Raw genomic sequence first — 25,027 nt, 5'->3', positions numbered from 1 at the left:
AACCGTGAGCGGACCACCTTGTTCACCTCATTTAAATGTCATGAATACGCGAGAAGTTAAGTCTTGAGATCGAATCCACTGCAACACTTCATCATTTAGATCATTCAGAGTTGCCTTGCCTGCAGCCATCTTCTCGAGAAATTGTTGGATCTGTGAACTTGCCCCGAGCGTAGTGATAAATTGCGTCGCCTCTTTAAGAACATTTTGATAACGGATCAAATCTTGCTCTGAGAGTGGCCATTTTTTCTCTATACTAGTGAATTCCTGAAGTATGTTATCAAGTTTGCTAGTTTCTTGATGAATACGACGGAAAACTTCTAACGCCTTTTTATTATCTTGATGCTGTTCTTTTGCAATAGCAGGCCACTGCATCTTAGCCTCACGTTGGAGGGGCTCAAAAGACCGCACGATATTCCCAAACTTTCCTCTCGGTTCATGTCTAATATTAAGCATTAGCTCTTTTAAGCTCTGCATGGTCTCATTTACTGAAGATAGATGCCATTGCCCCGGGTAGTTTTTCTCAACCATCCGAATGGCTCTTACTTCTTTAACAAAAGTAGGAACCTTTTCCTGAACAAGTTGACCAAATTCTTCACTTCGTCTATGCCGATCCTGGACTTGTTGGGCTTCTTTTACCTGTTGAATTAATAACTGTGTAGATTTTATCCTATCTTTTAGCATGGAGCACCTCCTCACTCAACAATTGAAGTTCTTCATACCAAGTTTTGAGTATAATCTTGGTTTTCTCTTCTACATTCGTAGTTGCATTGGATGCCTGACTAGACTGAGAGAGACGTTGTTTATATCTAGATTCCAGTTGATCCAGAAGATTATGAAAATTCACAATCGCTTCGTGGTAAGGGCGAAGTATCGAGATCGGATCTTGGGACAGACCAATAAACTGACTTGCTTCTCCCTTCCTATCCGTAAGCAAAGAAATCGCATGTAAATGAGGCGTAATTAAACTAGGGTTGCAATGATTCGATTTCAACCAATCAAATGATGCTGGATCGTAATTCTCTCTTTGTGCTGTAAGCCAGTTTAACATTTCTTTCATTTCATCAAAGAGGACACCAACTTCGTTTATATCCTCTCCAATTAAGTTCTGCAAATGTTTAGAAAACTGTTCCGCCTTTGAATATTCGGCTCTAGTAGCTTCAGGAAGGGACTTCACGATATCATGCAACAAATGAATGGATTGATACCACGCATCACCTTTAGAACGCGGTCGTTCTGGAAGTGAAAGTTGATCAAACGCCCAATCGTCTTTTAAAACTTTCTCTAAGACAGGCAGTATTTTTGCAACTTGCAAGTAAAATACAGGCGTATTGGTCCCATTTTTAATTTCACCTTGAACTAAATTGAAGTGGCGTAAAAATCGTTCACTAAGTTCTTTGGGATCACTTGGAAGTAACCTCTGAAGAGCTTGCCATTTAGAGTCACGAGTGACGTCCACTTTTACCGGCAAGATATAATTAGCTAATTCTTGATATAGCCCTTCTACCGTTAAAATTGTCCCTGTAAGTGACCCGCTTAGTGTGATGGCAACCAACTGTCCCATCGTCGTGTACTCATTCATCTGCATAGATGAAGTACCGGTTTGGAATGGATCTCGGGTGAACTCAATAATGTTTTTTTCCTGCTCACTCATCCAATCGTATAGAGCTAGTGCATATTCTTCCGCACCATTAAAATCCCATGATTTTGCACCTCGTTCTTTCCATGCGGCTAGTGCTAGTAAAGCATATTTAAGTGAATGACTTCTTTGAAAGATAAGAGTGTTTACTGCAGACATATTATTGAAATAATCCTCAATTGTTACTCGGCGCGTATTAAAATACTCTTTAACTTGCAAAGCAGATACACCATTATCTTCCCAACGTATAAATTCATTCACAACGTTAATCAATTCTTCAAGTAACTTCGAAATCAGCTTTTCGCCATCCATCCACTTCTCAATTTCACGTTCGGTTTCACGGAAGCGTTTCTCTTTTGGATCTTCGTTGGTCTGGGAAGGAGCTGGTTCGATATAGTCTGGTGGAGGGGATATAACTTTATTATTTCCGCCACGTTTAGACTCACCACTAGGGATATCTTTAGGATTAAGTCGATTTACAATTAATCCGTTTTCAGAACTTGGTTTCGTGCCCTGTCCGATCGCTATCGGCTCTTGAGCGGTTCTCCTATTGCCATTTCCAATTGATGATGTTACAGTATGCCCCTTTAAAAGTGGTAGCCCAAATGAACGGAAAACATCTTCTGAAAGACCACCAACAACTTTAACCTCATTTGTTGTAAAAGCATCTAAGGTACGATCTCCCCAGATCCGAAATAATGACATGTACCGGTTTACCAGATTTGGAGCAGACTCACGTTTTAATACAGCATCATCATTAGAATCTTTCCAAGCAACATCTAGCCCAAATGACGTATACTCTGGTGGAAACATTTCTGTGCCATGAACGGTCATCCAATGAACATACTTTAAGATGACGTCTTGCAGAAAGCGTCGCGGCGTTCTTAGTTCTTTTTTCTCATGAAAATGACCCAGCACCGTTTGGTTAAACGGAAACAGCGTCATTGTGTATTCGTCGATCTTTATATGTGCCCATTCGTGTTCTTTAAACACGTTCGCGATGGGAAGGTGTTCTTTCCTAGCCCCATTTTGGAGCCAAGTATCTACTAAGTGAGGTTCCACATAGATAGCATTCAAGTAGCGCGCTGTCATATCAACAACATCTGATACTTCGCCGAAGGCATCGTCTACATAGACATTTGCAGTTACGCGTTCCTTAAAGTTATCGTTGATCGAGGTATCATAATACCAGTTTGTGACACCTACGATAGAAATCAACCGACAAAGAGACTCGTCGTATTCCGTACCCTGATGTGTATAGGCCAGCACATCCATTAGTGCTTTATCGATGCCTGTAAAGGATGTAATATCTTCAATAAGTAACGTTAAACTTTTACCGTTACGTTTTAATTCTTGCCGAAGTAACTTAAAAATATCTGCTAGATCTGTCCCGCGGAATTGTGTACATTCTTGAACGACCCGATCCAGAAAATTGTTCAGGTACGCAGCATACCGCTCCCTTTTTCTGTGGATCTCTTGTTGCTCCAGTGAATTCGTTGAGTCTGCAACAGATTCAACAAAACGAAGCGCTCGTTTTCCAACGTCAGAACGCTTTACCGTTTCTAACTGAGAGAGTGAAATACTGAAATCACTTGGTTCATATCGAGGGGTAACATCCGTCATGACTTCATTTCTAGCTTCTGAAGCCAATTTCTTTTGGATCCGTTCGATAGGACCGCTTTCTCCCATCAGAAAACGCTGCGTGTCTTGGTCCACTAAGAAACTATATAACTCTTTGCGATCTCGAGAACTAAAGTTACTGTTCTCTCCATCTTCCTCTACTGCAATCGCGAAGTGATGAATGATGCGTTGTTTTAAACCATCCTTGCTCAAATGCTCGTTCGCTTGGACTAATTTACGCAACTTTTCTGTCATATCGCTCTCTTGGAAGGCCTTAGCATTAATAATTTGTTCTAAGGCACCACGAAGTGTACTTTGAGCCCTTGAAATGAATAGTACGGTTTCTTTTTCATTATCAATCAGACCCGAAAACGAGAGCTGTTCTTTGACCCACCGAATAAGATGTGACTTACCCGATCCGTTATCACCGGTTACCATCACAAAGTGATGTTGATCCATATGATCAAATACGGAATTGAAGAATTCCTCTTCATGTACGAAGTCAACTTCGTCTTTTTTCATATTTCGTGGAACATATTTTAACTTTTCAAACGGTTTATGTGTAGCTAAAAAATACGCTTCGCTTGTATCTTTCGCTTCTACTTTAATGACTTGATTTAGTCTCTTTGCGATAGCAAGATGTTTCATGTCTCGTGGCCTCCTACTATCTTAATAGCTGTAACGGCAGAAGAGACCTCATGTAATTTACTCGGGGTCAAGTGCCAAACATCTCCAGCGTCTTTTGTTTGAATAAGTTGAACGACACCCTGCGAATGGAGAGATCTCAACCCTGTCGAGAGAGCATAAGACAGATGCTGCGATCCGTTTCGCTCTAAATAGACTTGCTCGTTGTAAATCCCCCCATCAAGTTCAGGCACAGAAAGGGCTAACCAACTCATAAACTCACGAATAGGTATCCATTTTCCTTTATCAAGCGAAGTATCGAACATCAACTCTTCTTTCATTCGAAGCGCAGGATTAACTAAAAAACTCCCTTTATGTTCAAATCCGTACCCTAAATATGAAGCCCAGTTCATCCATCCTTTTACATTGGTCGTGTTATACTCTCGATTTTTATCTTCATTATTCAACCCAATACCTTTTGTTTTAGAGGTGACATCAGAAAAGAAGTTACTCACCAGTTTTTCTGATTTAAAAGTCATAACCTCCTGTCCTTTTCCCAGGGCCCACGCCGTAAAACGATGAAACACTAAATCTGGTTGTTGATGGGCATTACGAATGATTTCACGGCGGAAATTCACTGGATCTTGCGCTGCGTTTGGAGCCATATTGGAGACTAATTTGCGGTCATCGTTCTCTACAATGAGTTTTCCTTTTAAAGTAAAGCTATAACAATCTGCTGCCACAGATTCATTACTGTTAACAGCAGGGGGTTGGAGTAATTTGAGAAGTTCGTTCTTCGTATAGGGGGCGTACTCTACTAACTGGCACAACGCTCTGACACGTTCTGGTGTTTGCAAGTTTTTTATGGAATTGTCAAACGGCATTTAAAGACCTCCCTTTCCATGTTAATATAACGCGATATCTTTCTTGCGCTGATGCTTAGTAAGAAACTCTTCTAACGGTAAGGATAAATGATCAAGCAAATCACGAATGGACTTGCCTTCGTTTAGAATCTTTATCTCTGGGTCTACAATATGAATAAAAACAGCCTCTTCGGATTGACTGCATAATATCTTCATCCAGGAATAAAAAATGTTTGCTACGGCTAAGTCAGGAGGATAAATGATAGCTACAGGTCCATCTATTTTTGTTGCATATGGATACTGTAACTCCTCTTGTTGAAGAAAGAGATAATATCTTTTTTTGCTTTCATCAGGCGATTGTTCCATAATCGCCCGAATAACATCGGCATTAAGCGGTGGTAATACGATCGTACGTACATTTGTATTGATTAGAGCTTGTATGATGTCTGGATAGTCAGCGCCTTTTAAAGACTGCAACGAAGTTGTCATTAATAGATGACGAAAACCGATTAAATATGGAAATAAGGTGTCACCGATAGTAGCTATTTCTTTTTTTAATTTGGACTGAAATGGAAAATTAATTTTTGTGGCATTGTACCGCAAATATTGACTGTGATTTACGCAATATGTACAGCCCCCACATACGGTTTCACTATACGGATAGGTCTCAATTAAATAGTCTGATAGACAACGATTTGTTGGTTTGAATATATACTCCTTTATGATTTCAAGTTCCTCTGTTACTCTTCTTTTTTCGCTTTCACGCTCTGGGGTGATCACACTTAATAGAGCTTTCGCATCATTTAAAATGCCATACACTAAGGCACGAACTTTTATGCGTGGAACATTCGAAGTATCTACTTCTGTACGTTCAAAATCAAGTAATTCAAGTAATCCATTGCGAACCATAAGCAAGACTGTTGCGACGTTCCAGTTTTCATTTCTTGCTCCGGATACTGTGTGTTTGAGATGCTCTCGCTGAGTGGCCATATTGAGCCACATCTCATCTGCCTGTTCTCCTAATTCAGCATTCTCAAAAAGGGCAATCCATCGATCCACGAGAAGATCAGCTGTGAGGAATTGCTTAGAGACTTGACCTTGAACGATTTCAACATCATTTTTGATGTAGCAGACTAGGCTTACGGACGCAAATCCATCGCGTCCACTACGACCTACTTCTTGATAATAACGATTTAAACTCTCAGGAATCCCGCAATGAATAATGGTTCGAATATCAGCTTTATCGACACCCATACCAAAGGCACTTGTAGCGACCATAATGTCGATGCCATCATCATTCCACTGACGAAGGAGTTCTCTTCGTTCATCATCTTTGGTCTCTCCAGTAAACTGATTGACACGTACATAGCCCTCATCCTTTAAACGTTCGATCCATTTTGCTGCATGTTCTCTTGTATTGACATATAAAATCAGTGGTCTAGGTAAAAAGCCTATACCTCTCGTTATTTTATTGAATCGGTCTTCCTCATTTATAGCTTGATCCACCATGTATGCAGGTTCATATCGAAGTGCGTCACACCGAACTTCCGTATACTTTCCTTCAACCGCGAACAAATCTTTCAGCACTTTTGATGTCCAAGGTGTCAGTGTGGCAGACATTAAAATCGTCTTTACCTTTCCATCACTTCTCTCCAGTAACTGTTTATGATAGGCTGACAGCAACTGAAATCCTGTTCGAAAACTGTTTCCCCAGTCAACTACAATATGAGCCTCATCAATAACAAAACGATTAACTTGGCCTCTTTGTGCCGATGTCAGTATGAGTTGACCTAATGGACCTAAGATAAGCGACTCTGGAGAGGTAAATAAGATTGGGATGGTCCCTTCCTTCACTCCTTCAAAGATCAAATCTTTCTCCGCTTGCGGCATCTCCGATCGATAAGCCTGTGGCCGGAATTTTTCTTCTCTAGCGCTGAAATATTTGTTTGCAGCATTTTTTTGATCGATAGCAAGCCCAACCGTGGGCACAATAACAACGGTGATTCCCGATGTCTCGCGAACGCCTCCTCGTAGCGTACCACCCTCCGTATCAAAGTACGTAGGAAGAAGGCTAACCAGACTCTTCCCTCCGCCTGTCGGTAGACAAATCGTTAGTGTTTCCCCTGGGAGCATCTGCATGGCAGATTGGACCAACTGCTTCTGTGAGGGGGATTGGTAGTGAGTAAACCGTGTCATACTATGAAGAACACCATCACCTAAAACCTGGTTCCGCTGTTTCCGTGCTGTTAACTGATAGGCATCATTTACTGCTTCAGGTGAGCTAATCCAATATGGATAACCTCCATTTGATTGCGTAATTATGTCCGTCTCCCCGTCACTATACATCACTAATCCGAATCTCTCTGCAACCGGTTGAATAAGGCTAACCCACTCTTCATTCACAACAATTTTTCGCTGGAACGTTAAAATCAGTTGACGAAGATGACTCGCAAGATCCATCACCGTTCCCTGATTGGATGTAATACCCGACATAGATTGAAACAGTCTAACAAGACAGGAGGTGGCGGAACGTAGTTCCACCGATACTGTCTTTTCATTTCTTATTTTCTGTAGTTGCTCAAGTGCATTTTCTGGTGATAAACGACCTTGGAGAACTTCTTCAGCTATTTCATAACACCGATTCATTCGGTTTCACCAACCTAACATAAGCCATTGATTCCAAGCGCATTACAGGATCACGAAGCCCTTCCAGTAGAGCTTGATAAATGCTAGATAATCGTCCAATTGCGGCATCCGAGTGTTTTTCCTGTCCAAAATACAAGTTTGCTGCACGCATCGCATTTAGTCTGTGTCCAAAATCATCCTCAGCACGAGAAACATCAACGCGCTGCGCAACATACTGTTCAAATTTCTGCTTGCTTTGTTCACTCGTTCGGCGGATAAGTTCAGACCAAATATCCGATGGGAATTGCTGCATGAACTCCTTGACTTTATTTCCTTCACGTTTGCCCAAATGATTCACTTTTTTTAGTGTTCCAGACAGAGTGTTAAGTACATCAGAAACTCGTTCATCTTGTCCTGGAACAAGGGTCTCAGCCGTTATAAAATGCTCTAGTGGTGTATACCCCTGTGAATGCACCAAATGCTCCAATGGTTCATCTAAAGCAAGTAAATAGTTAGGATTTAAGGAAACCGACCACGTATAAACGATTCCTTCCCAGTCTAAATCAGGATGAGATAATTCCAGAGCTGTTGATCGACCCCAGTCAGTCTCTTGTGCATTATTGACTATGGCATCAAACATACTATTTCCAGGTGCAAAAAACGAAAGTTTTTCACGAGCGACCGCCACTTCCCGCATAAACGTGCCACGAATTTGACCTACCCTGCCCGCTTTATCCAACAACTCAGAATTGTCCGGTAATAGCAATAACGTACGAACCATCGATTTAGCAACAGCTTTATGTTGATCAAATATAACCACTTGACCACGTTCAATTGGATTTCCGTAAAGCCCTGTCATGTTAGCCCATTTCATCATCGTCTCTGCAAGCTTGACGCCACCACCTGCATCAAATTTTGTAATGAGATGTGATAACTGCTCTTGGACGTGACGATCTAATTGACGCGCCATGTCAAAATAACGTTCTTCCTGTACACGCTCACGCATTTTGACTAACATATCGTTCATAGAAGGCAGTACGTTCTGAAGGCCATAACGTAAATCTTGATTAAGTGCCAATGTCATTTCGCTTTGAATATCATGAATCGCAATTTCAATTCCGCTGAGTGATTCGTTAAAAATTTGAAGACCATCTCTCCATATTTGAAATAGTTGCTCTTCAATGGTCCCCTCAGAGTACATCACGACAGACAATACATTCCCCTTACGACCAATACGGTCTAAACGACCAATTCGCTGCTCGAGCTCAGAAGGGTTCCACGGAATATCAATATGAATAATTCGATCTGCCATTTGGAAATTCCGACCTTCGCCTCCAAGAGGATCACACAGCAAAAACCGGCAATCAGGATCATTTTGAAAATCATCAACTGTTGATTGTAATTCTTTATCGGTCATTCCCGTATAGAAGCCTCGAACGGCGTTTATACTGAAATGATCAGCTAAAGCTTTCTCAAGTGGAAGTAGAGTTTCTGTCCAAGAAGAGAAGATGACTACCTTTTCGTTCACCGTTTCCTGAAGAATATGATCCATCACCTTCATGAGGCGACCTTGAATCAATTCCGGATCATCATAGCATTCCTTGACTCTTTTTAACTCAGTCTCAGTTGCCTGGCGCCAACGGGCCGTGTTTGCTTTAAGGCTATCAAGATAATATTCTTCTCCATCTTGAAGCGGAAACTGTTGTCCGATGCCATCACCTTTGCCATGAATCTTATTTGTAATGACATCTTTTCGGATGGCAATAGCCGCTTCAAGTGCCCAAGGGGAGCTAAACATGGCTGAAAGCAACCATCGCTGATAGTCTCGCACGTTCAAACCTGAAGACGCTTCTTTAATAAACTCTAAATAATCAATGAGTGCATCATACGCGTCACTTTCGTGATACTGCTCATCTGCCCCTTTCATTACATATGTATTTTCATAAAGTGTCCGATCACCCAGGTAAGATTCAATTTGTTTCCGGCGATGGCGAAGGATTTTACGTTCAATCTGATAGTGCTCTCCTAAATACGCCAGAGCAAGTTCCACTTGAGACAGTCCTTTATCTTCACTTCGAGTGTCTATGGAATCTACCAATTGTTGAAAGTTTGAATCCCCCAATGATTCTGCAATGTCGTCCAGATCTTCTTTGAAGTCATCTGCCAACTCTTCTTCGTAATAGTCAGAAAGATCTTGCATCATGCGATGAACCTTTCTACGTAAAAAATCTTGTTTTTCGAGTAATTGTCCAAATTGAGCTTCGGTCATCTGACTATATTTTTGAGGATCAAGTAAACGGACAAGACGTAAAAACTCAACTTGTCTGGATTGTATCGGAGTCGCACTCAGTAGCAATAGATGCGGCACCACTTGGCTTAACTTATAAATACAATCGTACTCCGCTTCCATTGTAAGCAGTCGGTGAGTTTCATCGACAATGCATAGATCCCACTCCCTACGGAGTAATTGCTGGCCGTCTCTAGAATTCACTTTTTCGAGAGGGAAAAGCAACATACTCTTATGCAACTGTTCTGCCTTCCCGTCATACACCTCAAAATCGGTCCAAAACTTATAACTCATCTCATTACGCCATTGATATAGTAGAGATTCCGGTACAATGAGGAGCATACGTATTTGACCAAGACGCTTCTGTAATCCTTTCATAATGACAGCAGCCTCTATCGTTTTTCCCAGACCAACTTCGTCCGCTAACATAAAGCGGCATGGATCTTCTGATATCGCTCGAACAATAGTATCAATTTGATGTTCCATTAAGAACACACGGGATCCAATCAATGTTTCAAATCCGAACGTCGCATTACGTAATGTGTGCAAGGAATCCGCTACAACTTGACGATGTAAATACCATTGTGGGTTATGAAATTCATAATTCTCAAAACTGCTTATAACGTCCATATCTCCACGGGTTACTGGAACATTTAACTCTCCTTCAGACATACAGCGAATCTCACTGGCGCCTTCTAATTGGACATAATAATAGTGAAAGCCTCTGAAATCAGTATGAGAGAACGATAAAATAATACCCCCGCTAGACGAATTTAAGAGCTCGAACGGAGATTGAGGCAATATTTTGCATCTATTGATTTGTTCAAATGAATAGGTCTCTTCCGTTGGGATTCCATATGCTTTATGCATCAAATTCGAATCACCTGGTAAATAGAAGCCTACTTTAATCTCTTTTTTTCTGCCATCAACGCGTAAGACTCGCCCAATTGCGAATCGTCTTGGTATTTCAGGGTATTCAAATTCTACAGGGCAACGTACATACATGCCAATCTCCATAAGCAAATCCACCTTTATATACCAGTTCTTGTTGTAGACAACTATCTAAGTTTATAACGTATACTATTACTTTGGAACTAAATTTTGACAGAATCAAGTCCATATTACTAGTTAAGACTGTAAAGCAAGGTATTCCAGCAAGGATTTACCAATCATAAAACTAAAAACGGAGTTATGGCAATAACATCACCATAACTCCGCATAAAAAGCCGTTGATCATACCGACTCTCTTCCTATTAAATTATCCAACATTAGTTCCGTGAGGTTATATGCTCATCCCCATTTAACACTTCCAAATTTATCATATAACCCAATATGTTTCAATAGGGTTTTAAACCTTGCATTTGGATTAAAAGCTTAATTAGATATTAAACTATCTTCCATAAATTTTTCTGCATACTGTTCAATAGCATCAATGATAGCTGATTCACCCGAACTACGTGCGTAAACTGGGCTTGAAGTTAAGTGTTCTCCTATCCCGTAAGTCAAAGCATGAGACATATGTGTCGTCACCACAACCGAAATATCTGAGTTTCGAGCAAACTCTTTTGCACGATCAGTCAACCGATCATCTAAACAAAGACGTATTTTTAGAGATGGGTTTCTTGAAGTAAGGTATTCAGAAGCACGTTTCGCAGGTTTTTCAAGTAAGGTGAATATCGTAATTACTTGTTTATTTAGCTTACTTAAAGGGTCTTCTTGTTCAAAACCAATATTCAGGGCTGTTTTGAGCTCTAGTAGGGTGTCATAATAACCGTTCACCCACTTCCCTATTCTGTACCATTCTCTTATACGTGTCATTTTACCATGAAGGATATGTTGTAATAATGTTTGACACCACGTATTCCATAACTCTGACATTTTCTCATTTACAAGTGGTGAATCCACAAATAGATCCATTGCATCCAACAGTAAATCGGCAAGAGCGGCAAATGGAGTTACATCAAACCAACCTTCAATAGCATTCCAATGTTGATCAGCAGAACCTGGCCTTAAATATAGCAATCCATCAACTAAGCGATTAAATTGTAATGTATTCTCCTCGCTTCGACTTAGGCTTAAGTCCATTAAAATCAGTAATATCTCGTAAATCTTCTCCATTTCTCGCCTTGGAAAACTTGGAGCTTTCAACGTATCATCGACTAATCGCGGTACTAGTGTTTCTGAAATTTGAGTTTGTTCCTCTACATAAAGTTCAGTGAAATAGTCAAAAATGGTTTCGATCTGTGAAGGACTCCACTCCATAGAATCAAGGTCTGGCATACATGAAAGTAATATGTTTGCAGGGATTTGTTTCTCCATCATCACGTTAAACCACTCATACCAGTTACCAGGTGAGAGTGCTTCACGTACACTCTTCCATTTATCAGATGAAGAAGCATTGATATGTAAATGAATTTCCTGTAACAGAGGTAAATGAATTTGGAACTCCCGATAAGGCGCTGCAACTAAAATTTCACACGTTTCCATTATTGTTTCAATCTGATTAACCGAAGCATTCCTCTTTATCCATAGTAGAAGTTGCTCCATCAGTTCACGATATTCTTCCGCTTCTAAACCGGCCACATTTAATTGCTTGAAGATTGAATTAAACAAAGCAAGATCCGCCCGTGACCCTGAGGAACTCTCAAGGAGACAGGTCAATAACCAAAGATATACCCGTTTCCACTCCAAACGTGGCCAGAATTCATCCTTACTGAAAAAGCTTATCATATGCGGTAATGCATACCCCATTTTTGTTTTTAATGAGGAGTCCAAGTTACATAAGGAAGCGTAGAGTACCGAAAGACCAGGATCTTGTTCATTTAATTTATTAACTCTCCATTGTTTTGCTCCTTGCCTTGCTATCTCTGATGCAACACCGATTTCCAGCCCTTCTAATTGTAGGATCCATTCGATCCAATTATCTGGAACTCGACGAATTGGCTGCTGGGTAGCTTGACCAAAGGTCTGCAGAATTTGTAGCGTTGATTGCATTCGCTGCGTTGCGCAAACTTGTTTTTTCTCTTCTGCTTTTAACTCCGCATAAGCATCTAAGGCAATTTTAATGGAAGATAAGTCAAGTAGCACCAGCGCACAATCTAATAAGCCAATGGTTTGCTGTACACCAGTCGGAACAGAGCGAAGTAATCTGAACGCCTTCTCCGTGCGTCCGTTTTCCATTTCCCTTTGTGCTTGTTTGTACGCATCAGTGAAGTGGGTAGTCGCTTGTTGATACGGTGTAAATTGTGCTAAAAGTTCTTGAAAAAATGGTTCATCCCTTAAACTGCCTTCCAATTCCGAGATGTCGTATTGTGATGAAGACAGCGCAACTGCATGTACAGCATAACATTTCAAAACATCCGGATTCTGGGATGCTCGACGGTATTGGAACAATGCACTATATGAGGGCCACAGTTCTTTTTTAAAGTGTTCCATTACAGTTCGAACATCGTTTATATCTTCATACGGAGCGATATGTTGTGCATAGATGCCAGACAGTAAAGCTTCTGTGACTGCAAGCGGTCTACGTGCAGTAATCACCTCTACTATGCCAGGCAATGCAAATAGATCATCCCATAATTGAAATGAAGATAGAAATTGAATTTGTAAAAAAATGAGATTTTGGGCACTAAACTGTCCCAAGTCCCTAATGGATTGCAGAGAAGCTTTGGCGTCGGCACCGCTGTTCACTTCAAGGGCGGTGTAAAACTCCCTTAAAAGTTGGTCAATATTTAGACTGCGAATTTTTCGATCTTTTGGACGACTCTCCCAAACCCCTATCATTTTTGTTAATTGTGAATGGACCTCTTGATTATCTGCCTCAAATACAAAAAAACGACCGTTCGTAATTCGATTGACTTCCGGTACTATGATATGCTCATCATTCTTTTGTTTCCCTCGTTGAAACGAGGAGAAACTTGGACCTAAAAAGGCATGTAAGCTATCACCGAGCATCACAAATTGTTGCTCATCGAAAGCTAACCCAAACCACGTCACATTGTTATCTGAGTCAATGAATGGAATGACGCTTGGAGAAGGATTATTTGATAGTCTATCCACAAAAGGTTTAATTTTCTTTGCGTGATTGGAATTAGAGTCATTTAAACTGGTTAATGTTGTTCGATTACCATCACCAAAAAAATTTTCTAAAAAGGACTGCATTTGGGGAGTAAATTTTTCCATTATTCAATATACCCCCATTTTTCCATAAACGAGATTCTATTGTGGGCGACTTCTTCAACATCCGTAACAAAGAGGACCGTTTCATCATTTAAGGAGATACCATTGAATGTGATATTCATGGATCCACTTAAATAAAACCGATCACTGATTATACCCTTAGCATGAAGTAAACTACGCGGAATCACTCGCAGATAAGGTGAATTTACAATTCGCTGATCTAATTTTGAGATGAAAGCCGGGTTGTGTGGTTCATCCTTTTTTAGACCAACAATTACGCGTGTGCCCAGATCGACCAGTTTAGCAATAACTTCTGATAATAACACCATTCGATTTGCCCATTCTGGTTCAATCGTAACAAACTGGTTTGAACGATTATCAATCACCTGGATATCTGAAATCCATGGGGATACAATCCATAGAGAATGACTAGGATTGAGCAACTCAGACACAAAAATACTTTGAAGTAGATCGGCAATTTCCCATGTGCTTTGGGATGAATGTATATACCGTCTTGTCATGACTTAAACCTCCCGTATATCCAACGCAGCTAATATAGCTTCCGGTTCCCTTTTTAAACCTGCTACACGTGGGTACACATGTAAGAAACCAATTTCAATGGGTTCGCTTGCTAAACGCAGCAATGCTTGTTGTAAAAGATCGCTTTCCTCGGGCTTAGCCACTAATCGAGCACTACCCATTTGTTGCAGGCGAGTGGTCAAATTCTCCCACCAACTGGATTCAGAAAGAGAGACCACTTCTAACCCCTCAATACCATGCAATACAAGTTCCCGATCCGTTGGAGGATATGTAACAAACGGGTTATGAGGTAATAAAGCCCGTGTTCGTACTTGATTTCCTCTTGGCCAGAGTATTCCTACAATGACATGGAATCTCCAATTTGGATCTTGCAAAGCATATTGATCAATATGACTTAGCGCCTTTTTAAAGCGATTCACAATTTCATCTGAACTACTAAATACGTATCCGAACACTCTAATGTCCATATAGATTCCTAAGCGCTGTTCCTCACTCTTCCACAATTCCATTAAGTCACTAATAAAATCATCGGTTAGTTTATTTGATCCTGGTTTAAGAACACGATTGTACAACGAGTTCATGACGGCATGAGTCACAAGTATACCTTTTCCGCGCATATAGCTCTGTAAAGAGGCTAAAATTTCCGAAGAATGACTATTCCCACTAAGATCACGTACCTTTTCAAAATGTTCTTGTAGCTCAGCATCTGTTTTTCGTAATAATAGCGTCCGAGACAACTCTGCATCAATTAACTCCATATCTGTTGGTCCTAGTGCACTTTCAACGAGTCCAAAGAACCGTCGTGGGTCTGATTGATATTTTTGCAAAATATCTTCGATAATTCCACCGCCTCCGGAGGTAGGTTCTGTTATCCATATCTCCGCGGTTTGCTTCTCTTGAGATTCAATATTTACGTCTACAATCAAATCATCATGAGCGTGCTGGTTACTAATCTCTTTGCACGCTTGTAATATCGCAGCTCCGAGTGTAGTTAGCCAGCGCATTCGAGCCCACTTATAACTTCGATCATCTAAGTCGGACCATAGTTTAGGGACATGCGTGTAGATTACTTGTGCAACCTCATCCCTCTCACATAACAACAATATTTCTTCATGGGCCCTTTGATAAACTTGATCATTCATTTCACTCTCACTATCTTCTTGATCTTCATCCTCCAAACTTACATTTTCAATTTTTTTCGTTTTAAAGATGACTTGAAGAACTTTTCCGCAAACTCTACTAAAAGAAGAACGTTGAAGCATCTGGAAGGCTTCTTCAAGCGAACACACCTGTTTAATTGCAGTTGCTGCCAACGCACTTAAATAAGTCTCAGTGAGTCTTTCCAACTGAAATGAATTCGCAATCCCTTTCAATCTAGTATCTTCCATAACACAGTGTTGAAAATAGAGAGAACGGAACGACTGCAATTTACTCGGATAGTTCTCTGTAAGGTACATCTCTTCATCACTTGGTAGATTAATTTTGAAATGTATGCCGTCTGCCTCGAGCATGAAACCGAGTGCGACTGGTTCATGATTTCGAACAAAATTCATACGGATATCAGATTTTTGCGACTGATGATGACGAATATTGGCCTCAGATCCTGTTGTGAACCGTTTTACAATCACAGCGGATTGTCTACTATGCGTATAGTAATAAACACCCTGAATGCGTTGATACCAGACCGTGCCAACTGGTATTTTAGCAGTTACTGTTGCATTTTCTTCCTCATTCATTGCATTTAACTGACCTTTCCATATTAGCGTCGCATTTGAGGTCGTTCCCACATGTGAAGGAGTGTTAGTTAACTGTAGTGTCCATGGACGAATACATGGAAGTTCTACAACAGTACCATCGCAATCCACATAAGTGACCTTACCTAACTCCTCATACTCCTGACAAAATTGTTTAACATCCAGTAAATAGGGCTGTAACGATTCTTCTAAGGATGGAGGAGCAATCCAGTGAGATTGTTTCATACTTTTATTACCGAATCTCCGACTAACTTTACCAGGGGCAAACGATTTTAATGCTTGAACTATAGGCATGTTTGGTTGGCCCTGACCTTCAACCTCACCTTCGAGAGTTATCTCAATCTCAGGTAACGTCAGATCACTAAATAATGCATGAGGGATAAATTCTGGTAAGGGATGATTTACAATGTATCGCTCTTTCGTATTATCTTTATAAGGGTACCGATGCCAATTCGTCTTTAAACGACGGTAAAGGGTGGGGAGTACACTCAACATAAGAGAGCGTGGCGGTTCCCAAAGAATGGCGTTTAATTCCTCTTCGGAAATGGACAATGCTTCTGCTAAGTAATTTTCCATTCTTTCTCTGGTTTTTGTATCACAGAGTACTTCATCAATGATTTCAGAGGCTGCCTTTTGCCTTTTTTGCAGCATGTATGTATCATTGTTTGGTGCTGCAAAATCCCCCCACAGAGATCCCTTATTAAAATGCTCTCGTCTCTTCAGTTCTTCTGTTAACCAGTCCATAAAGGCATATACGGACTGCATACGAAGAACGTACCTATTATGTAACGGTAAGTTCCTTCCCTTCAAAACTGGATCAAGTAGCATCTCGTACCCTTGGTACAAAATTCTATCACGCCCGAAATCAGACAACACGGTGATGGTCCATGGTCTCATTCCTCTTTTACGGCCAGCACGTCCCTTCCGCTGGAGAAAAGAGGCCATATCCATTGGAGCTTTGTGTTGGATAACTGCTCCTACTTGAGGATCGTTAAAACCAACTTCGAGTGAAGCAGTCGCAACAATGAGTTGTGCATTGGTTTCTACACCTACATCTTGAGAACTTGTTCGTCCAAGTTGGATAGGAACAGTTAAATTGTGACCAATCTTTTCTGCCATCAACCAAGATTGTCCCTGCTGAAGTGCTTCAGCAGATTCCTGACGATGTCTGCGCGTCGCAGCAAGAGGATCCTTATAAGATCTACCTCTTTTGTCGTACCCTTCAGCATCACGCAAGCTATCATATAAGCGATTTGTTATATCCAAATCATCCGTAAATAAAAAGACTTTTGATCCAAACATGGAATCTGATGGACGTTTCTTATCCAGATCAAGTGCACGACGCATCAGCATAGCTGTCTGAATCGTTGCCGAAAGAAGAGCAGTGCCTGAACTCGGATCACCACGCAATATCAACTGATATTCTTTCCCTTCTTCGACTAGATCCGTTCCAACATTTATTTCCTCTACAAACGATGGAGCAATATTGATTAACTGACCAAAGAACGCTTGAGCATCTTCCAAGGTAGCCGATAAGCCTGTAAAATGAAGTGGTGCCCGTAAAGCATGCTTCCACCGACGCAATAGAAGCGCCACTTGTGCCCCATGAATGCCACTGTAAGTATGAACCTCATCCAGTAGTACTAATCGTGGTGCTCTTTCCACCCCAATTCCTAATAACTCTCGGGAAGAAAAATCGCTCATTTGTTTATTCATCATTTCCGTTGTAGTAAATAACACATCGGGTGGTTCTTTCTTCATTCGTTCACGTGTTAATATAATCTCATCTTCTTCGATGATCTGTTCACAAGTTGTACAGTGAAGGCACTCCTTCGATTGATGAATATCCTCATAACGCCAAACCATTTCGGACTGGCATTCTTCTTTCGGACACTTTGCAAACGGACAAACATATCCATGACCCTCTTTTTCCAACCACTTGAACGCTTTGAGAGTATTCTTGTTGTGAGGAACACTACCGTAAATAGCGCCAATTCTTATTTTTCGTTTCTTCTCCGAAAGTAAGTAATTATCCAAGCGACGTGCTTCTAGATAAGTTTCGAGAAATTGGTCTTTAAGCAACTCGTTTCGCGGATATAACGCTACGGCTTTCGTCCAAAACTCCTTTTCTTCAATCCATGAGGCGATACTTGAAAGAGCCGGTATGTAAAACGATAACGTTTTTCCTGTTCCAGTTCCTGCACAGACAATCATTCCACGTGAATCATGACCTTGAAGAGATCGATACATGCTTTTAGTTGCATTTACTTGAAAACGTGACAGTTCAATTGGCTTTTCACGCGTTAATAATGCCTCTAGGACTTGAATTTGTTTTTGATCTGTATCTTCTTTGACTTCATCCATTACCTGATCAACAGCGATATTTCTTGCAGGATATCGCCTTTTTCGTGTTGCAAAACGAAAATCTGATATTAAAGTTGGTGCAATGGGCCAGTCTTTCGCATCAAATATCTGACGGATCTTAGCTAGAAGGCGTATCGTTTCTGACATGCGTGTTCGCCACATGGCTCCATGCTTTGTCTGGTATTCCCCGATCAACTTCCGTTCTACTAAAGCATCTACCGCATCATGAGTGTTTATTTTTATTTTCTTTTTCTCTAACCACGAAGTCATAACATTATATAGTTCGTCTCCTGAAAACCCTCCATCGACGTATCCCCAGGATAGCAATTTAGCTTCTTCATCCTCGAGATAACCTAGTAATTCACTGATCTCCTGATTGGATATCATATTATCCCCCTAGTAACCCGATAAAAGGCGTGCCTAATGTCGAAATAAAATATGTATAACAATAACAAATTCTATACTATTGATGACTATTTTACTATATGAAAGAGGTAGATGTTTTTGGATATATAATTGTCCATTAGTCTTTGTATGATTTTTAGAAACATAAGAAATAGAAAGTTTCCCTAATTAAAATCATTTCTCAAAACTATCTAGTTCACCTTTAAACCACCACTTGAATAAGTTAATACTCCGTTAGTCTATAGGTAATACGTTTACAAAATTCCTTGCTAAAAAATCAAACAAAAAAAGGAGTTTGGTGACATATGCCGCCTTACTCCTTTAAATGATGATGTTTGAGTGGTTTTTTACTCCTTTAATAAAATTGTTTTACTAAGAACATAAAACCACGTTACTATTTCCAATCATTTATTTACTTGAAGATACTAACTGAATTTCCACCACCGCAAAGAGTTTTGGGAATTTTTCTTTGAGCTCATCCACTAATCTCCTCCACTGAACTGGTGGGAGCGTCGTATAACCTTCTTCTAACAAAGTTATAAGATGTCGTTTAATTGCAGGACGTAGTTCCTTTTTCATTTCAATAAGTTCAATCAGTTTATCAAGGTTTTCATCATGGCCACATCCAAGGTCAATCTGCATATGATAGACCAGATTAAGTCTCTCCCTATCTCGTAACTCCAACTTTTCAACATGTCCCCTCAACTGATAAAAGTCAATTGATTTCCACTTATCTATATCATTCTTTAAGTTAGAATTATTAAGTTTCATTTTCATTAAACATCGAGTACTTTCGACAAATCTGGACCACAAGTTTTTTACCAACAGTACTTCTGCGGTCGTGCTTTTAGATCGTAGAACCTGTTCCCAAGCATTAGCAGAAGTGGCGAGACATTCATTTAACAGGGTCAAGTCGGCGATCCCTTCTAACAGCTTTTCTTTTTCTGTGTGAAGATTTGACCAGTTAGGTTTATATATACTAGGATTCTCTACCTGTATATCTTCAAATTCCCCCATCTGATGTTGAATTGCTTCACAGAGCAACTGAAACCGCTCAAAAAGTTGAATAACTTCTTGATAAGAGGAATTACAAGTAATGAATTCAGTTAGTATATTTTCCTCTTCCAAGTGTTCTTCAAATGCTAGATACTCAAGATGGTCATTAAATGTATACAGTGACTTCTTTTCGAAATCCATGATTTTATTTGCATACGCATGGTACATTGGATTAATCGACTCTAATAAAAATGGAACCATCTCTTGTCGAGTTTTAATTTGTTGTAGTAAAAGATCAGATGAAAGTTCCAAATATAATTTATATTTGGTTTTTAAGTGTAGAAGAAATACATACAACGAGGCTTCACCTATTTGATAATTCTCCAGGTCTCTGACAGGTGTATAACTTTTCATCCAGGAATCAAAATCTATTCGTTGAATATCCTCCAAATCAACAGGCTTATTCATATTATCTCGTAATAGGTACCAATCTTGATAAGTTTGCTCAATTAAATTAGTCATTTCATGATTTACAGGAGATTGATTTTTAATATCTGCTGTCCAATGTGCGTTTTCAAGGACACTAAATTGGGTAATCCAGTTTTTTAGATGATAAACAAATAATTCAATTGGCATACCTAAAGCTTCTTTGAGTTCATCCACCCAAGTATCTGCTAGCTCTTCCGTTTGATAGATCCAACTAGCTGTTTCATATTCGTTTGCTATTTGGTGAAAAGTTCTTGCTTTTTCTGATGATTTCAGTAATTGAAAATTAGAAATTTGTAGAGAAGCATATCCTCGATTGATTCCTACCTTTTTTGGATCTCTTTCATTTTTATCCAATGAAACTGGATAACGAGTCCTATTGACCACATTTTTTCTTTGAATTGTTGCCGACATTCGTGGGGTGAATGGTCGAGAGATATTTACCCCTTTTATTACATCATGAATGAGTGTGGAAACACCAAGTCTAACTGGTTCGAGCAGTTCGACATTTATTTGTTTTCCCTCCGCCCACTCCCTGATGGTAGATTTGTCTGGATCAGTCTTTTGATAGTTATCTATCTTGGCTATAGATGCTTCAACTCTATCATCAATATCGAGTGGATATAAGCGGACTGGTATCTCATCATCCTGGTACCCAAAATAGTGCAAAACTTTTTTGGGGATCAGACAATTCTCTTGTTTGTCTGATCCATAACACTCCGCATAGGTTTTTATAAAAAGGTCCGGATGATCAGAAAACCTGTCTCTTTTCACAATCGGAAGCACCCTTGTTACTAATTCTCGTTTACCTTTTATGAAAAAACGAATAATCTCTTTGCTATTAAGAATCATATACCGGAGTTTACCTTTTCCGATAGGGATCGCATCAAAGGTTCTTTTCACCATGTGACGATTGAATGGCAACAGATTTATATCCTGTTCAATGAGGTCCTCTGTTGTCCCACCGAATGAGCAGGCCATTTCATTGCACTCCTCGTAGTGGGGACATTCTTTTGAACATGTAAATCCTTGTGACCGTTTTAATTCTACTAGATAGTTTGACATGTAAGTTGTTACCTGATCACGATCTAAATTATAGAAGTCCTTTCCGGATTCATCGGACAACCATAATTTTTTGACTCGATCAGTTATTGTATCTAGATTTTGAATTCTCTGTGTAAGATCTAACCCTTTATCATTTCCCTGCATAGCTCCTGGTGTCAGACCAATGACGACATCCCAGTTCCCTTCTTCTAAGGTGATTAATTGGTCTAACAAGTCGCTTGCATATATATTGACTGACTGTACTAAATCATCGATGAGTAATAACGGTCGAACATTCATCGTTTTCAAGCTCTCGGAGAGTTGTTTAAACAAAGAATCAATATCTCTTCCTTCAAATAAAAATTGATCTAATTTTTGAGATAATAGCTTTCTAAAAGAAGGGTATTCAATAGGGATTTGAATTGTTGTAGTCGATAGTAATTCATCAAACTGAGATTGATGAATTACTTCAAGAGGTTTTTTTATACGACCATTTTGAACTTGCAAAGTGAATTCAGTAATATTACGCTCTATAATTGGCCTTATCATTAGTGCCGTCGGTACAATTTCTTCATCTGTAGGGAGAATTTCAGATAGGGCTCCCCAAACAATTTGATTGATTAACGTGATCGGTTTTTTAAGTAATAGTTCCCAGCGGCTTTCATCAATTCGTATTTGCAATGGAATGTTTAATGCTTCAAAACATTTTTTAATCAAAACCTGGGGATTTAGTTCAGTGCGCGAAATACGGATTACTGGCCGATTCACCTCGTTGTTAAGCCATTTGTCTTTAATCCAGCATAATAATTCCGATTTTCCAGATCCTGTAGAACCAAACAACAAAAATACTCGATTACCCTCAGAATCCGTTTCTACCAGATCTTCATAAAGTTCGTTTTCAGTAATTTCCGCAAGAAGTTGATTCCCATGATATCTATGCATGACTTGAGGGAAGTGAGTCTTTCTGAAGTAATGTGGAGAATAGTTATATCTTTCATCGGCTGTACCCACAAGAAGTTTTAAAGTATCTCTATTAAGACAAGGTAACATTTAGTCCACCTGCTTTCTTATACGAATCCAATTCCACTCTTGGTTTGGACCATAGGATTTAAATGGTAAATCTTGTTTATAACTGATCTCCAAAACCTTCCCATGTAGATTTATCAATCCGAAGATAATCCCTTTATATATCTGTCCTTCAGAGGTAATGCAGGGTATGATAGGATGGATATATTTTTCACAATATGGATGGATTCCTCCCTCCCATTCTCCAACACTATGTATAATTTCTTGTAATAGAGTAAGATGAGGAAGAGCATAAAAACCTGAATACACTCGTCTTCCCAACCCCCAACATTCCATCATTCTTTTCCATGCATTTATTTTTTCGTGACCTACCATTGTCTTAGTAAACATATTATTCACGTGATAGTGTATGTTGGTAACAAACATTTTATCTGGTTTCACAAATATTTGATTATACAACGAAGAAAAGACAAAATTTAAATTATCTTCTAGCTCATTTTCTGTCCCGGAAATCTTTTTTAACCGCTTGAAAACCTCTATGTTTTCCCATGGCTTATTCTCAACGACCGTCAGTTGAGTTCCTACTCTTTCAATATAATGGAGATCCAATAACACGGTTACGGCCGCTTCTATTAACGAAGAGATATCACCCTCGGTTAAATACTGGTAGTTTTGTCGGAGAAACTGAATATCGACCTCTGGAGATTTTCTAATTGTTTCATAAATGGATTCAATCTCAGGACCATAACACATCTGAAATAGCATTTATTTCTCCTCCGTTCTTTTTTATTATCAGGTCATTGAGGACAATATTTAAATGATAGTAATTATGTATGGATCTGAGACGCATATGGTCTCTTGGAGAAGGTATAAATAAGTTGCTGGCATTCTCCAAACATACAGGACAATCACACGGAAGCGGTTCACTAAGTCGAGGGCTACTAAGTTTTGCATGTGATTTAGAGATGAAAAATGTTTTGAACGGCCTACTATAAAAAACTTGAAAAAAAGCAGCAGCCATTGTAGGACGTGTGGAATCAAATGATTTAACTCCTAATTCAACCATAGCCTCCATTTGAGGAATACCCGTAACGCCAAACACATGGAGGTTTGAAGCCCCAACGATATTAGAAGCATAATTAATCATTTCGATCTGTTTTTTTTGATTTTGGGCTAATAACGATCCAATCCCAAATGTAGTATAGCCGTAACGAATCAATTCATATGCGGAAAATTCTATACTAGCTTGATCATAACCCTGGATCACTCCCATCGGTTGAATATGCCTAGGAAATCTTTTTGAACTAAAAAGACTTAAATACTCATATGCATTAAACAATGTTTTTTCCATCGCCATGTAACGTTCTGATAACGTTTTTTTGTTAAACATAGGTTCATCAAAATGTACCAAATAGGCTTCCTGCGGATTACTATTTTCAAGAAAAGAAACTTGGATATTAAAAATGTCTTTTAATATGGGGCGAGATTTTTGTTTTACATAATATACTGAACCGCAATCCATTATTATCTTTTTGGGTTTTAATTTTAACCTATGAATCTTCCCTTTGTTATCAGGTACCGCACTAACTAGTATCGAACAATCTGGAAAGTAATCTGTAAATATTGCATCACTATGAGACCAACCAACATAAAAATGCACCTCATCACCCCTTTTTGTTTACGTGATATTACGTGATATTTGTATTTTATCACACTTTTCGATTTCATCCTACTGTTTTTAGAATAAAAAAAAGAGCCCTTAAAGAGGCTCAAACTACCCATTCTTTCCAAATCTGATATACAGCATCACGAGATGCATCATTAAATCGGAACTTTCCATTGGCACTCAAATATGGTTTCCAAAATGGATTATCTCGATCAAAAAAGTCACCTGTCCATCTCTCATAGGTAAAACATTTTGATAAATCAGGGATACGGACCTCACGATTAGTAGGATTCCATTCCTCAATAAAAAAATAGACATAAAATCCCCAAGCAATATTAGTGTCTGAAATAGATACTTTTCTAATTTTTTTTCTTTTTGAAACGGGTAAATAACCTAAGTTAGGGTATTTTTCAATCAATTTTTTTAAATATTTTATTAAGTCCGTAACCAATTCAGGCCATTGCACACGTTCAATCTGAATATCATCGAACCGTTTCAAAATATTTTGAAGCGAGTGTAAAGTCATTAACTTGGTAGAATTACTACTCGGTTTATCTCTTTTTTCGATTAAGCGGCTTATAAAATCATATGATAAAATTTGTCTTTCTACATAATCTGATAAATAATATTCTGAAATAACGAATAGGATTAAATACTCATCACTTTCCTCACCAGAAGGTAATGGGTGTAGGAATGATGGATTGGTAACTTGTATCTCGTTTAACTTATGACTATATAACTGATCATAAATAACCGTAATAAGATCAGATTTACGGTCAATAATATCAGTGTCAAGTATTGGCAGATCCCAATATTTTAAGGAATATAAGGACTTAATACTGTAAAACACGTTGCTTTCTGTTCTTTGTAATCTGTGTACATCTTGAATTGAAAACAGCATTGGCTAATCCT

At 39.3% G+C, this 25,027-nt stretch carries 12 protein-coding genes; all 12 read right to left on the bottom strand.

Translation table 11 applies throughout. The annotated features are described in order from the left end of the window. Positions 1-27 precede the first annotated feature (27 nt). Positions 28-681: a hypothetical protein gene (locus tag F0220_RS31625; protein WP_149847127.1), complete on the bottom strand. Its 654-nt coding sequence runs from the start codon at positions 679-681 to the stop codon at positions 28-30. Then, positions 668-3,904: an ATP-binding protein gene (locus F0220_RS31620; RefSeq protein ID WP_149847126.1), complete on the bottom strand. Its 3,237-nt coding sequence runs from the start codon at positions 3,902-3,904 to the stop codon at positions 668-670. The genes F0220_RS31625 and F0220_RS31620 overlap by 14 nt, the downstream gene beginning before the upstream one ends. Then, positions 3,901-4,764, bottom strand: a complete 864-nt coding sequence (locus F0220_RS31615; RefSeq protein ID WP_149847125.1) for a hypothetical protein — start codon at positions 4,762-4,764, stop codon at positions 3,901-3,903. Before F0220_RS31615 ends, F0220_RS31620 begins: the two co-directional genes overlap by 4 nt. Before the next feature lie 21 nt (positions 4,765-4,785). Continuing rightward, a complete protein-coding gene (gene dpdF, locus F0220_RS31610; protein ID WP_149847124.1) occupies positions 4,786-7,389 on the bottom strand; it encodes a protein DpdF in 2,604 nt (867 codons plus the stop codon). Next, complete coding sequence (locus F0220_RS31605) at positions 7,373-10,672, bottom strand: SNF2-related protein (protein ID WP_149847123.1); 3,300 nt, start codon at positions 10,670-10,672, stop codon at positions 7,373-7,375. Before F0220_RS31605 ends, dpdF begins: the two co-directional genes overlap by 17 nt. A gap of 357 nt (positions 10,673-11,029) precedes the next feature. Next, a complete protein-coding gene (locus tag F0220_RS31600) occupies positions 11,030-13,837 on the bottom strand; it encodes a hypothetical protein (protein ID WP_149847122.1) in 2,808 nt (935 codons plus the stop codon). Beyond that, positions 13,837-14,355, bottom strand: a complete 519-nt coding sequence (gene dpdK / locus F0220_RS31595) for a phospholipase D-like domain-containing protein DpdK (RefSeq protein WP_149847121.1) — start codon at positions 14,353-14,355, stop codon at positions 13,837-13,839. The genes F0220_RS31600 and dpdK overlap by 1 nt, the downstream gene beginning before the upstream one ends. A 3-nt stretch (positions 14,356-14,358) precedes the next feature. Next, the gene (gene dpdJ, locus F0220_RS31590; RefSeq protein WP_149847120.1) at positions 14,359-18,879 is read right to left on the bottom strand and encodes a protein DpdJ; all 4,521 of its coding nucleotides are present in this window, start codon (positions 18,877-18,879) and stop codon (positions 14,359-14,361) included. 426 nt (positions 18,880-19,305) lie between these two features. Further along, positions 19,306-22,473, bottom strand: coding sequence for a P-loop NTPase fold protein (locus F0220_RS31585; protein WP_149847119.1), 3,168 nt, complete (start codon positions 22,471-22,473; stop codon positions 19,306-19,308). After that, entirely contained in the window at positions 22,474-23,214 is a 741-nt protein-coding gene (locus F0220_RS31580) for a hypothetical protein (RefSeq protein WP_149847118.1), read from the bottom strand. It lies immediately after the preceding gene. Continuing rightward, complete coding sequence (locus tag F0220_RS31575; RefSeq protein ID WP_149847117.1) at positions 23,186-24,109, bottom strand: tRNA guanosine transglycosylase family protein; 924 nt, start codon at positions 24,107-24,109, stop codon at positions 23,186-23,188. The genes F0220_RS31580 and F0220_RS31575 overlap by 29 nt, the downstream gene beginning before the upstream one ends. 109 nt (positions 24,110-24,218) lie before the next feature. After that, positions 24,219-25,016, bottom strand: coding sequence for a hypothetical protein (locus F0220_RS31570; protein ID WP_149847116.1), 798 nt, complete (start codon positions 25,014-25,016; stop codon positions 24,219-24,221). Positions 25,017-25,027: the final 11 nt, after the last annotated feature.

This window comes from Paenibacillus sp. 37, assembly GCF_008386395.1.
In the GTDB taxonomy this organism is placed as follows: Bacteria; Bacillota; Bacilli; order Paenibacillales; family Paenibacillaceae; genus Paenibacillus; species Paenibacillus amylolyticus_B.
Note: the sequence above shows the minus strand (reverse complement) of the source record. Positions and strands in the feature narration are given on the sequence as shown.

Coding starts and splice junctions, on each gene's coding strand:
- F0220_RS31625 (WP_149847127.1), bottom strand. CDS start 681: ATGCTAAAAGATAGGATAAAATCTACACAGTTATTAATTCAACAGGTA.
- F0220_RS31620 (WP_149847126.1), bottom strand. CDS start 3,904: ATGAAACATCTTGCTATCGCAAAGAGACTAAATCAAGTCATTAAAGTA.
- F0220_RS31615 (WP_149847125.1), bottom strand. CDS start 4,764: ATGCCGTTTGACAATTCCATAAAAAACTTGCAAACACCAGAACGTGTC.
- dpdF (WP_149847124.1), bottom strand. CDS start 7,389: ATGAATCGGTGTTATGAAATAGCTGAAGAAGTTCTCCAAGGTCGTTTA.
- F0220_RS31605 (WP_149847123.1), bottom strand. CDS start 10,672: ATGGAGATTGGCATGTATGTACGTTGCCCTGTAGAATTTGAATACCCT.
- F0220_RS31600 (WP_149847122.1), bottom strand. CDS start 13,837: ATGGAAAAATTTACTCCCCAAATGCAGTCCTTTTTAGAAAATTTTTTT.
- dpdK (WP_149847121.1), bottom strand. CDS start 14,355: ATGACAAGACGGTATATACATTCATCCCAAAGCACATGGGAAATTGCC.
- dpdJ (WP_149847120.1), bottom strand. CDS start 18,879: ATGATATCCAATCAGGAGATCAGTGAATTACTAGGTTATCTCGAGGAT.
- F0220_RS31585 (WP_149847119.1), bottom strand. CDS start 22,473: ATGTTACCTTGTCTTAATAGAGATACTTTAAAACTTCTTGTGGGTACA.
- F0220_RS31580 (WP_149847118.1), bottom strand. CDS start 23,214: ATGCTATTTCAGATGTGTTATGGTCCTGAGATTGAATCCATTTATGAA.
- F0220_RS31570 (WP_149847116.1), bottom strand. CDS start 25,016: ATGCTGTTTTCAATTCAAGATGTACACAGATTACAAAGAACAGAAAGC.